Raw genomic sequence first — 13,327 nt, forward strand, 5'->3', positions numbered from 1 at the left:
CTACATTAATTATATTGAAAAAGATTATCCCAGCGCTCATCCAAAATGGTTTTTGCGTGTTCTAAACTCAGCGCGCTATACACTTCATTACCTTCTATTTCGTTACTACACGTTACCAAACGCATACGTACCAGCTTTTCAAGCGCGTCGCTAATTTCAAAATCAAGAACGCACTGGTATTTGCTTTTAAACCAATGCTCTATTTGCTCATCAAGCATTTGTGCGCTTAATCCGCTTTCAGATTTTAGTAAAAAGGTATACGCCAGCAAGGCTTCTTTTATGTCTTCTTCTTCGGCGGCATCAATAAGCGTGTGAAATACGCCCGCGTTGTTATCGAGGTTTTTAAAGTAGAGGTTATCGCTTAGGGCTTTCATAAATTTTATTTTGCGGTTTTTAAACTTACTCCATTCTTTAAAAATAAAGCTGCCAAACACGCCCATACCGATAGCAAAGGTAATAAAGTGTTGTTGGGTCATTTCTACAGCTTCACTTCTAAAACCACCCCAAAAAGCAAACAGAGCAAGCAATAATACGATTGATGCGCCCAATTTAGTAATAAGTACCACCGCACCGCCAACTAAAGCAGACGATCCAATAATGACCTTATCGATAGGGCGCATGCGTACTTCGCTATTAGGAAATAGCATTTCGAGATCGGCCTTAGGCACATTTTGAAACAACTTTACTATGGTTGAGCTTGGCTCAAATCCCAGTGGCGTTTTGTTTTTAGCTTCAAAATAAGCGCTATCTTTAAAGCGAATAAACACCGCAACACGATCGTAATTAGTAAAATGCAGCGGCTTTTTACGCAAGCCCCAAAAGCTGGTAATCGTTTCAGTGAGCTGCGACTCGCCACGGCGATAAAATACCACTTCTTCAAAGTCGTCAAATTCAACTTCAAGGCGCACTTTAAATAGTGATTCTTCGTTTAATGCCTCTTGTAAGTCTTCATTGGTGATTACTTCAAAATTAGCGGCGTTAAGTACCTTGGCAAAGTCTTTAGCAAACTCACTTTGGCACTGTGCTTTTTGATCAGCCGATACGGGGGCTAACGATCGCGTGTCACTGTTGGGATCAAATGGTGCATAATTGTTTTTAAGTGCCTCAAGTGTTGCGTGGTAATCGTAATGAATAAGGCTAGCTAGTAAATCACAAAACTGTTTAAACGATGTTTGTTGTGTGCTGTTATTGAGCTCTTCGCTACACATATCAACAATATCTTGCTTTCTAAAGGGAATAAAACGCGCACTTTGCATAAATTAATAACTACTGTGATAAGTAAATTCAATGATATAACTCAATAATAAAAGATCGCCGTAGCTATTACCAATTTGTTAATAATTAAAGTGTTTTATAACTAACGGTTTATATTTTCAGTCTAGATTAACTTAAGTATGTAATGATAAAGCATCTGAAATCGCGTTTTATTCACAATGAAAGGGAGTTATTATGGCGATTCAAAAAAAGCTTAAACAAAAAACACGTAATTTTATTGAATCTAAACATATGCTCAGTGGCATTACCGTGGCGTCGTTTTTAGAGTCGACCATAGTACCTATTCCGCTTGAAGCTGTTTTAGTACCCTTAATGCAAGCGCGTCGTGAAAAATTATGGCTTATTGCTTTAATGGCCACTTTGGGATGTATTGTGGGGGCGTTATTTGGTTATGCGCTGGGTTATTACTTATTTGATGCAGTTGGCGATTGGGTTATTAATAGTTTCTCAAGCCCCGAGCAGTTTGAAAATGTTAAACAACAAATGCACAATCAAGGCTTCTGGTTTGTAATAACGCTAGGCATAGTGCCTATTCCATTTCAAATAGCCATGCTGGCAGCGGGGGCGACTAAATATTCCCTCGGGTTATTTTTATTAGCCAGCGCAATTTCGCGTGCTATACGATATTTTGCTTTAGCGGTAGTTGTGTATTACGCCGGTAATAAAGCCGAGCAACTTATTAGTAAACATAAAACTAAAGCCATGATTACTTTAACTGTTTTTGTAATCGGTATATGGTGGTTAACGACGGTAATTTAATACCGCTAATTTATATTAAATAAAATAATAAGAGCATGCCATGGATGAGTTGATTGGGTTAGTAGGGCTATTTATATTAGCGATAATAGCAGGCGCTATTTGCGGGTTTATTGCACTTACACAGCTTAAAAGTTTAAGGCAACAAGTTGTGCAGTTAACAGCTAAAGTTAATAGTTTACTCCAGCAACAAGAGCAATTAACACCGCTTGCTAGTAAGCAAGCGCCACCACAAGCGCAACCACAACCACGAGTAAGCACACCAGCAACTGTTTCAACGCAGGTAAAAACTGCGGCTATAAGCGGCAATGAAGCTGCAGTTACTAAAACAGCTAAAACAAATACCTTCCCTAAAAAACCTAGCGTTTTACATACATTATTTAATAAATTACGTGCAGGATTTGAAGAAAACTGGATGACCTGGATAGGCGCGATAGCGCTTGCGTTTGGCGGTATTTTTTTAGCAAAATACAGCTTAGAAGCTGGGTTACTTTCGCCCGTTATGCGGTTGAGTTTAGGTGCACTATTTGGCCTTGGTTTAATAGCAGCTGCAGGGTATTTACATTATAAACGCATTGTATTTGAAGGGTTTAATAATTATATTCCGGCAGCCCTTGCTAGTGGCGGCTTTATTACCTGCTTTGCGTTAGCCTTACTTGCTTACAGTAACTACGCCATGCTTAGCTCCACTGTTGCATTTGTGCTATTGGCGATTATAGCTTTAAGTGCAAGCGTTATGGCAATTAAGTTTGGTCCTTTACTTGCTGTTTTGGGCATTATTGGTGCCTACAGCGTGCCTATTTGGGTTAGTAGTAATAGCGTTAATTTATTTTCTTTATTTATGTATGTTGGCTTTGTTAGTTTATTTGCCGCCATAGTGGCGCACCAAGTGCAGCGTATTTGGCTGTGGTATTTACTCTGGGCTGGGCATGTTTTTTGGTACTTAGCGGGTTTTGTTTTACTCGAAAGCAGCACCATTTGGTTACTGGGTGTTTATGCAGTCGCCAGTATTATTGGCCTCGTAGCTATCCCTCGTTTAGGGGGAAGGTTTACACTAATTGAGTTTCGCCCGCACAGCTTAAAGCGTTTAATTAATGTACTGCCCGATCACCCGTTAATGTTAGTGTTTACCGCACCGTTTATTTTGATGATGCTATTGCATAGGTTCGACGCGCAGTTTCAGATATTTAGCTTAATAACTTTAGTGCTAATGCTGTTTTTAGTATTAAAAAATAGCCGCTGGGATTTATGGCAAGCTGTGTGTTTAGTCATAGCCCTGGTCGTTTTAGTCAGTACCCAGCAAACTTTTGATTTTGATGATGCCTTGTTTATATTTAAACAAGAATATGGACTAGGTTTAATACTAGGTTTTACTTTGACTGCTTATGGCCTTTATTTTGGTCGTAAGTTTCCTAAGCGCTTGGCATTTCATATTACCGGCGCATTTAGTTTCTTTTTAATGATAGCCACGTTATACGCACTTATTCCTAATTCAGCGTTAAGTACAGCGTATCCGCTTTGGGCAGTTATATTACTTGTTGGTAGTGCTGTTTTAATAAAAAGTGCGCAGCACAGTGCTAGTTTGTATCAGCGTTTTACCTACTGGATAGCAGCAAATGCTAATATTACGCTCGCGATTACTATGCTATTAAACGACAGTGGCTTAACCATAGCGCTGGCTATTCAAGTGTTATTGATTAGCTTGCTGATCAAACGCCACAGCATACCTATGCCACATTGGCCTATTAAAGCACTGGTGGCAGCATTATTATTGCGACTAACTTTCTCACCGTGGACACCAAGTTACGAGGCTCTTACTATTTTTGGTTTGCACTGGAGTATAGTGGTGTACCCGCTGTGTACGGTGCTATTTTATGTTGCAGCAAGATGTTTTAACACATCAAAAATGCAGTTATGGCTAGAAGGTGCAGCGCTGCATTGCTTGGCATTATTTATTACCACCGAAACCAGTTATCAGCTAGTAGGGCATTATCCACAATTTGATTCATTGAGTTTTTACGAGCAAGTATTACTGGTTTGTAACTGGCTTGGGTTAGGTTGTGTGTATTTATATCGCGCGCGAATAGTAGGGAGTTTAGCAAAACTGTATCGCATTGGCGGCTTTGCATTGGCGGGCTTAGCTGGTGTGTTTGCACTAAAAACCTTAGTTGACGACAATCCGTTATTGAGTGCAATAGATATTGGTACAACGCCAATATTTAACTGGTTATTGTTATTATGGTTAGTACCTGCAGGGTTAACTTTGTGGTTAGCAAGGTTACTTAAAACTATAAATAGCAAAGCTATAAATACTAAGGTAATTGCAATAGTTCTCGCAATTGCGGGAATATTTACCTTCTTGGCAATTAACAGTTTAATTCGTCAATATTGGCAAGGGGCGTATATTTACTTATCTAAGGGGGTAGGTAACGCTGAGCTTTACAGCTATTCTATTATTTGGCTAGTACTGGGAGCAAGTACGGTTATTGTGGGCCATCTTAAAAATCAGCTACTAATACAAAAAGTAGGTTTAGGCTTATTGGCCGCGGTTATTTTAAAAGTATTTTTAATCGATATGGCAAACTTAACAGGTTTACTAAAAGCGATATCGTTTATTGGATTAGGGTTATCTTTAGTCGGGCTTAGCTGGTTGTTTCAAAAGCTGAGAAGCCGCGCTAACCTTGCTTAAGCCTTTATAAAATAAAGTAAAGGAAAACCCAGCCCGCTATTACTAACAGGCTGGGTATAATTTTTAAGTACTGTGATTTAGCAGCGCTTTTAGTTTGCCCGGTTTAATAGGCTTACTTAGATAATGAATATTAGCCGCTTTAGTTTCCTGTTTAAGCTCTTCATCGCGCACCGCTGTTATTAAGATAGCAGGGACTTGGTGTTGCCAAATATCTCTCAGGGTTTTTATAAGTGTTATGCCGTCGCAATCATTACCTAACTGGTAATCCATTAAAATCACATCGGGTGCGCTGTGCTCATTAGCGTGCGCAAGCACCTGTTCAACGTTATCAAATAAGGTGTAATTGGCTTGCCATTTGTTGAGTAAGCTTGCCATGGCAGCTAGATTGGCAGGATCGTCGTCAACGGCAACAATATTAATGGCGGCGCGGTTTTCCATTACACTATTAGCAATATTTTTATGCTGTACAAATTTTGCATCACCATAAGGTACTTCAATACTAAAGCGGCTGCCTTTATTAGGCACTGAGCATACATCAAGCGGTAAGCTGAGTAAGTCAGCCATTCTTTTTACTACTCCTAGACCTAAGCCTATGCCTTTATTGTCGCCAGCCTCAACCCGGTAGAAGTCATTAAAAATTTTAGCTTGCTCTGCTTCACTGATCCCTTGTCCTGTATCCCATACTTCTATGCGCAGGCTATGTTTACGGTTTCTACAGGCAATTAAAACTTTACCGCTTTGTGTGTACTTAATTGCATTAGAGAGCAGGTTTTGGATAATGCGTCGTAAATAAGTAATATCGCTGTGCACTATTTGTTGGTTAGAAAGCACTTTGAACGATAACCCTTTTACACTGAGTAAAATACTCGACTCGCTTTTAAGCGGTTGCAAAATATCGTCAATACAAAAGTGGCGTGGTGTAGGCGCCATTGCGCCTTGTTCTAACTTGGCTATTTCGAGCAGAGCCGACATTAAATGCACGGTAGAGTCTAGGCTGTCTCCTAGTTTATCAAGATTATTTTGATTAGTGCTATTGAGCTGCTTTTCGTCAATGGCGGCAAGGTATAAGCGCGCGGCATTTAATGGCTGTAAAATATCGTGGCTCGCCAGTGCTAAAAAGCGGGTTTTACTGTCGTTGGCTTTTTCGGCCTCACGTTTGGCTAAAGTTAGCGCCTGCTCAGTTTGGACTCGGCTATCTATTTGCGCTTGAAGGTCTTTATTAATGGTTTGTACTTCTTGAGTACGCGCCTCAATGCGGTTTTCTAAATCGATATTAATTTCTTCCAGCGCATTTTGAGTATTAATATGTGTTGTTATGTCTGAAAAGCTGGTAACAAAGCCGCCATCAGGCAAAGGGTTACCTATCATTTCGTACACTTGGCCGTTGCGGCGGTGGCGAATAAAATGATGCGAGGTGCCATTTTTTAAATGACGAACCCGCTTATCTACATGGCGTTCTATTTCGCCTGGACCACATTCACCACGCTCTGCGTTATAACGTATTATGTCTTCTACCGGTTGGCTCACTTCTAAAAAGCCTTCAGGGTAATTAAACATTTCGCTATAGCGTTTATTCCAAGCAACAAGTTTTAAATCTTTGTCGACCACAGAAAGACCATGGCTTAAGTTTTCAAGCGAGGTAAACAATAAGTTTTGGTTAAATTGCAGTGCTTGGGTGGTTTCATCAAAAAAGTTAACCACTTCTTCAAATGCCATGCGCTTACCAGACGATACAGTGTGCACTAATGCCTGAGCCGACGATGCACCAAGTACACCGGTTAACGCACGTTCGCAATAAGCAATAAACTCAGGTTTGGGGTGCGCGTTGTTGTCACTTAAATGATGGGCTAGGGCATAATTGGCTAATACTTGCTGGCTGCGCTGAATACCTAAAAAGGTCTGTAGCAGTATTTTAAAGTCGTATACCGTGGCTTTAACATCTTTATTTAAACGCTTTGATAAAATAGTCTGATCTTTTGGGTTAACAAATGCAGCAGCCTGAATTTTATCAATTAATCGCTCCTCAGCCCCTAACGAAAAGCTAATATAACAACCTATGTTAGCAAATAACGCAATCAGCGTGCCGCGGGTCATAAGGGTTTGTTGTAGCTCGTTATTTAGCGTGTTGCCAGCATCTAAAATAGGCAGCATTAAAAACAGCACCCAGCATATAAAGCCTGCAAGTAAGCCCGCATAAACGCCATAAGCATGGCCTTTTCGCCAATATAAACCACCTACAATAGCGGGTAATAATTGGGTTACTAACGAAAATGCCACCAAGCCCATGCTCGCTAATGCACTTCCGTGACCAAACCAATGCTGATAAAAATAAGCCAAGGTTAAAATACCGGCAATAGCAAAGCGTCGTACTAATAGTATTCTCGATCTATAGCTGGTGGTTATTAAGTTGCGTTTAAATTTGCGACGCAGTATTAGGGGCAGTACTACATCGTTTGAAATCATAGTACTTAAAGTGAGTGTTGCTACCACTATCATAGCAGTGGCAGCCGACAAGCCACCAATAAAAACGAAGGTGGTTAAAAAGGCATTATAGTGCAGCATTGGCAGGGCTAAAACAAAGCTGTCGGGTGAAAAGCTACGGCCTATTTCTGGGTGAATAGCGGCAGTTGCTATTGGAAAAATCATTGCTGCGGTAAGTAATAAGTACAGTGGAAACGCCCAGCGCGCGGTAAATAAATGACGCTTGTCTTGATTGTCGACCACGGTCACATGAAACTGACGCGGTAGGCAAATAATAGCCGCCGCAGCCATTAATGACTGGCCAATAAAGTTAAAACTAAAAAAGTCAAAGTCGGCCCAGTGTGTCCACAAAGGCTCGTCTACTTGATTAGCATAAGACTCAGGTAAGTTAAATAAAGAATACACAGCCAGCCCAGCCACCGCCATGAGTGCAATTAATTTTATGAGAGATTCAAACGCTACAGCAAGCATTAGCCCTGAACGATATTCAGTGACATCAACTTTTCGAGTGCCAAAAAATATCGCAAATAACGCCATAATTAAGGTTGCCGACAGGGCGACTATATCTCCAGATATTTTATTACTTGTTTGTAGCAGTAAAAAGCTCGAACTGAGCGCTTTTAATTGCAGCGCAATATACGGAATAGTCGCTAATAGCGCGATTAAAGTCACCATAATAGCGGTGGTTTGGCGCTTGCCATAACGGGCAGAAATAAAGTCGGCAATGGTGGTAATATTTTGCTTTTTACTCACTAAAACTAATTTACGTAAAAAGCCTTGGCCGAAAAAAAATAATAATGCGGGGCCTAGTAATATTGGCAAAAAACTCCAACTGCTTGTGGCTGCAGTTCCTACCGAGCCGTAGTAGGTCCAAGATGTACAATAAATGCCCAGTGAAAATGCATACACAAAAGGATGATGACTAATACGCTTAGCCAAAGGCGTGGTTTTATCGCCCCAACTTGCGAGCCAAAACAGCACTCCTATATAGCTCAAAGCAACAAAAATTAGTACGGCAGTCATGTATTTATTAAACCTTTTTGAATATGCACTCAACTAGCATGGACTATACACAATACCAGAGCTTGAATTAAGTGTGGGTGCGATATTTATTTATAAGTTTAAGCTGTTGTTTTTAATTGCTATTTATAAACATTAAATTATAGCAATACAGTATAAGACTAATGTCGCATGCAATCTAAATTTTATCAAAATGTTAACTGGTGGGATCTGAATAAAGTTTTAAATAGCTGAAAAATAATGCTTTTTAATTTTAATATCAGCTAAACACTGGTTTTTCGCCAAAAGGTTAACAGGCTGTTACGACTATGGTCGCAATTCAATATTTGCATTGCGTTGCTAAATTGGTAGATGAAAAATAAACCACTCATTACTTTTTAGTGATGCTTAAAGGGGAAAATAAAAATGGCTTTTAAAGATGAAGAACAAGCAAAAGCTTATTGGGCGGAAAATATTTCACTGTTATTTAAATTATTAGCAGTGTGGTTTGTCGTGTCATTTGGTTTTGGCATATTACTGGTTGATGTACTTAATGAAGTACGTTTTTTTGGGTTTAAACTTGGCTTCTGGTTCTCCCAGCAAGGTTCAATTTATACCTTTGTGGCTTTGATTTTTGTGTACGTAGTCAAAATGAATACGTTAGATAAAAAATATGGCGTAGACGAATAGGAGCTAAGCAATGGATGTTCAAACACTCACGTTTTTAATTGTTGGTTTAAGCTTCGCGCTTTATATCGGCATTGCAATTTGGGCCCGAGCGGGTTCAACTAAAGAGTTTTATGTAGCGGGCGGCGGCGTACCTCCTTTAGCTAATGGTATGGCAACCGCTGCCGATTGGATGAGCGCGGCGTCGTTTATTTCAATGGCGGGTATTATTTCGTTTGCGGGTTACGACGGCGGCGTTTACTTAATGGGGTGGACAGGTGGTTATGTATTACTTGCCATGTGTTTAGCGCCTTACTTACGTAAATTCGGCAAGTTTACTGTGCCAGACTTTATTGGCGACCGTTACTACTCACGTACCGCACGTTTAGTTGCTATTTTTTGTGCCATATTCATTTGTTTTACCTACATTGCAGGGCAAATGCGTGGTGTAGGCGTGGTTTTTTCTCGCTTTTTAGAAGTAGAAATTGAAACCGGTGTATACATAGGTATGGTTATTGTATTCTTTTATGCTGTTTTAGGTGGTATGAAAGGTATTACTTATACGCAGGTTGCACAGTATTGTGTGCTGGTATTTGCTTACTTAGTACCGGCCATTTTTATCTCTATGATGATGACAGGTCACTTCCTGCCACAAACTGGTTTTGGTGCCACACTGATTGGCGGAGAAGGTGCTTATGTGCTTGATAAGCTAGATGGCATAAGTTCGCAATTGGGCTTTTCTCAGTATACCGAAGGCTCTAAGAGTATGATTGATGTATTTGCTATTACCGGTGCATTAATGGTGGGTACTGCAGGTTTACCACATGTAATTGTTCGCTTTTTCACTGTACCTCGCGTTAAAGATACGCGTATATCAGCGGCATGGACCTTAGTGTTTATTGCTATTGTTTATACTACAGCACCAGCAGTTGCTGCATTTGCTCGCGTAAACATGGTTGATACTATTAACGGTAAAGATGGTAGCGGTACAGAGTATGCACAAGCACCAACGTGGATCAAAAACTGGGAACGTACCGGCTTAATTACCTTTAATGATAAAAATGGTGATGGCAAAATGTTTTACACTTCAGGCAGCATTGACGATCCAAACAGTGCTAATGAAGTAGATGTTGACCGCGATATTATGGTACTTGCTAATCCTGAAATTGCTAACTTACCAGCATGGGTTATTGCCCTAGTTGCTGCCGGTGGTATTGCAGCAGCATTATCAACAACCGCAGGTTTACTGTTAGTTATTTCTACCTCCGTATCGCACGATTTACTCAAGCGAACCCTTAAGCCCAATATTAGCGATAAGCAAGAGTTACTCGCAGCGAGGTTAGCTGCCATGGTCGCTATTGTTATATCCGCCTACTTTGGGATTAACCCGCCAGGGTTTGTGGCATCGGTGGTCGCATTTGCCTTCGGCTTAGCGGCAGCGAGTTTCTTCCCAGCTATTATTATGGGTATATTCTCTAAAGCAATGAACAGAGAAGGCGCAATTGCTGGCATGGTAACGGGTATTAGTTTTACCGCCGGTTATATTATTTACTTTAAGTTTGTTAGCCCAGAGCTTAATAGTGCCGAGCATTGGTTTTTAGGTATTTCGCCTGAAGGTATTGGCTTAGTAGGTATGATAATTAACTTTGCAGTTGCTGCAATAGTACTTAAATTTACTAAACCGACACCACTGGAAATTCAGCAGTTGGTTGAAGGTATTCGTAATCCTAAAGGATCTAGTGAAGCTCACGATCACTAAATCTATTTGCTTAACAGGCAATAAAAGTACCAAAAGCCCGACTTAAGTCGGGCTTTTTATTTGTTTAATAAATGATTACATTAAACCTTATATAAATCACTTAACGAGCGTAACTATGAGTGCAGAGCAGCAAGATATAACCCAATTTGTAACTATGCAGGCCCCGTTTAGCATGCTTGAGGCGAGTGCTTGCAGTTATTTTGTAAAGCACCTTGATATTGCTTACCTCAACCGTGAAAACCAAGCACAATGGCTGCAAAGTGAGCATCCTAAGTTATTTTTAATTCGCTCAGGCTTATACGATTTAGTGGATAGTAAAGGCGATATAGTTACGCGTTTAGCACAAGGTGATTATTTTGGTTTTCCATCGTTATTAACCGGTGAGGCGATGCAAAACAGGTTGGAAGTACAAAAAGAGGGCATAGTGTATATGCTGCCTCAGGAGCCGTTTGATTATTTGCGCCGTGAATATAAACCGTTTGAGCAATATTTTGTTCGCGCTCATGCAAACCGCTTACTCTCATCACATTATAAAAGTAAAACTGAAAGCTGGTCGGAGAGAAAAATATCGGAATTAATGACCCGAAAAGCCATTACTTTAACGCCAGATTCGAGTATTCGCCACGCGGCAAAACAAATGCAAGAGTATGGTGTGTCATCTATTATGATCACCCAAGATGCGCACTTAGTTGGGGTAGTAACCGACCGCGACTTACGTAATCGGGTACTGGCAGATGAAGTTGATCCACAGCAAAGCGTAAGCAGCATAATGACAGCAAAACCCAAGTTTATTTTTGAAAATAACCGGGTTTTTTCAGCGCTGCACCTAATGCTTAAACATAATATTCATCATATTCCAGTACTTGACGAAAACCACAAACCTTTGGGAATGATCACCAGTACCGATTTATTACGCCAGCAAAAAAGCGACCCGGTACAACTTATAGGTCGTATTTATAAAGCGCGCGCTATTGTCGATTTAAAACGCTACGCCAAAGAGATCCCAGAGTTGCTACGCGGCTTTTCGTACAATATTGACGACATATCGCTAATTGGCAAATTACTCAGTGGCCTAACCGATGCACTCACCTCGCGGCTAATTTATTTGTATCAACAAGAACATGGAGTAGCACCAAGTAGTTTTAGTTTTATTTGTTTTGGCTCCCAAGCCCGTGAAGAACAAACTCTACATTCAGATCAAGATAATGGCTTATTATTACCCGATGGTTTAAATGACGATGAGTTAGCCTACTTTAAAGGCATGGGGGAATATGTTTGCGAAAACTTAGTAGAGTGCGGCATTAGACGTTGCCCTGGCAATATAATGGCCAGTAGCGAGTTGTGCCGAATGAGTATTAGTGACTGGCGCGAGCGCTTTTTTAAATGGATAAGCAGCCCAACCCCTCAAGCCATGCTCAACTGTAAAATATTTTTTGATTTACGCTTTATCGAAGGCTCACACACACTTTATAGTAAGTTTTATGAGCAACTTACGCACATGTCACGCAACGAATTATTTTACGCCGCCATGGCCAACGACATTGACTCAAACAGCGTGCCTATAGGCTTGTTTAATAATTTTAAAACCGAAAAAACAGAAAAAAACTATAAATATATCGACTTAAAAAAACGTGGCGTAGTAATAATTAACGACATAGTGCGTTTATATGCATTAAGAGCGGGGATTCGCCGTGCCAATACCCAAGAGCGTTTAGACGCATTGTTAAAACACACTTTACTCAGCAAAGAAGATATTTATAACCTAAAAGATTGCTGGCGTTTTTTAACCCAGCTGCGATTAAGCACGCAAATAAATCAAGAAGGGCTGCCCAGTAATTGTATTAACCCCGACCAATTAAACTCTTTAGAGCGCCACCAACTAAAAGAAGCATTTTATCTGGTAAAACAAGCGCAGCAAGCCGCTGTGTTTAAATTTGCCCGTGGTAGCTTATAGCATGGCTGCTTATAAAAAAGCGGCGCACAAAGCGAGTAATAAACATTATGGTTAAGCGCTTAATTACCCGTTATTTTAAAAGGCGACAGCTACTGGCACATGCTGCTTTAAAGCAGCGCTACCTAGTGATTGACTTAGAGCTAACAGGGCTTGACGCTAAGCAGCACGAAATAGTGTCGCTAGCTTGGGTGGTTATAGAAAATCAATGTATAAAAATGAGTCAGTCGCAGCATTTAATTAATAAAGAGGTTAAAAACTTGGCACAAAGCCCAGTTTATCACGGCATTAATAATGATAATGTAGCTGCAGGGCAAAGTTTACATAGTATTTTAGAGCACCTTAGTGAGCACTTTAATGACTGTATTTTAGTGTTTCATAATGCCATGCTCGACTGGGGTTTTTTAAAACCAGCGCTTAAAAATGCCAATATTACTACGCGGCCAAAACTAATACTCTGCACCTTACAAATAGAAAAAAAGCGCCTGCAACATCAAGGCGTCGAAATAAAGCAAGATGATTTAACGTTAAACGAATGTCGTAATCGCTACGAACTGCCTAGTTATCATTGTCATCACGCACTTACCGACGCACAAGCCACAGCAGAGTTATTTTTGGCGCAGTGCCATCAAATAAGTAGCGGCAGAGGATTAAAAGTGAGGGAGCTTGCTTAGTTGCTAGCTTTATTTGCTACGATTTAAATCACTACTTTATGCACTCTTAACCTCTTTAATAAATAGTGTTTATGCAT

General features: G+C 40.3%; 8 protein-coding genes. 6 read left to right on the top strand and 2 right to left on the bottom strand.

The genetic code is table 11. The annotated features are described in order from the left end of the window. Positions 1 to 5 precede the first annotated feature (5 nt). Positions 6 to 1,256 (bottom strand): TMEM143 family protein, encoded by a 1,251-nt coding sequence (locus tag PNIG_RS03185; RefSeq protein WP_089367791.1) that lies wholly within the window; start codon positions 1,254 to 1,256, stop codon positions 6 to 8. Positions 1,257 to 1,449: 193 nt separating this feature from the next. Between PNIG_RS03185 and PNIG_RS03190 the strand changes: the two genes are divergently transcribed. Together PNIG_RS03190 and PNIG_RS03195 are read left to right on the top strand one after the other, a co-directional pair. Beyond that, complete coding sequence (locus tag PNIG_RS03190) at positions 1,450 to 2,034, top strand: YqaA family protein (RefSeq protein ID WP_011327283.1); 585 nt, start codon at positions 1,450 to 1,452, stop codon at positions 2,032 to 2,034. A 40-nt stretch (positions 2,035 to 2,074) separates the two neighbouring features. Beyond that, positions 2,075 to 4,720: a DUF2339 domain-containing protein gene (locus PNIG_RS03195; RefSeq protein ID WP_089367792.1), complete on the top strand. Its 2,646-nt coding sequence runs from the start codon at positions 2,075 to 2,077 to the stop codon at positions 4,718 to 4,720. Between the two features lie 63 nt (positions 4,721 to 4,783). Here PNIG_RS03195 and PNIG_RS03200 read toward each other — a convergent pair whose 3' ends face one another. Then, entirely contained in the window at positions 4,784 to 8,224 is a 3,441-nt protein-coding gene (locus PNIG_RS03200) for a PAS domain-containing hybrid sensor histidine kinase/response regulator (RefSeq protein WP_089367793.1), read from the bottom strand. A 402-nt stretch (positions 8,225 to 8,626) separates the two neighbouring features. Between PNIG_RS03200 and PNIG_RS03205 the strand changes: the two genes are divergently transcribed. From PNIG_RS03205 to PNIG_RS03220, 4 genes are all read left to right on the top strand, one after another. After that, a complete protein-coding gene (locus PNIG_RS03205) occupies positions 8,627 to 8,890 on the top strand; it encodes a DUF4212 domain-containing protein (RefSeq protein WP_011327286.1) in 264 nt (87 codons plus the stop codon). A gap of 10 nt (positions 8,891 to 8,900) precedes the next feature. Beyond that, positions 8,901 to 10,625 carry a sodium:solute symporter family protein gene (locus tag PNIG_RS03210; RefSeq protein ID WP_089367794.1) on the top strand — a complete coding sequence of 575 codons (1,725 nt, stop codon included), beginning with the start codon at positions 8,901 to 8,903 and terminating at the stop codon, positions 10,623 to 10,625. Positions 10,626 to 10,740: 115 nt separating this feature from the next. Next, entirely contained in the window at positions 10,741 to 12,579 is a 1,839-nt protein-coding gene (locus tag PNIG_RS03215) for a putative nucleotidyltransferase substrate binding domain-containing protein (RefSeq protein ID WP_089367795.1), read from the top strand. 47 nt (positions 12,580 to 12,626) lie between these two features. Next, positions 12,627 to 13,250 carry a 3'-5' exonuclease gene (locus PNIG_RS03220; RefSeq protein WP_089367796.1) on the top strand — a complete coding sequence of 208 codons (624 nt, stop codon included), beginning with the start codon at positions 12,627 to 12,629 and terminating at the stop codon, positions 13,248 to 13,250. Positions 13,251 to 13,327: the final 77 nt, after the last annotated feature.

Origin of the sequence: Pseudoalteromonas nigrifaciens (assembly GCF_002221505.1) — a bacterium.
Taxonomy (GTDB): domain Bacteria; phylum Pseudomonadota; class Gammaproteobacteria; order Enterobacterales; family Alteromonadaceae; genus Pseudoalteromonas; species Pseudoalteromonas nigrifaciens.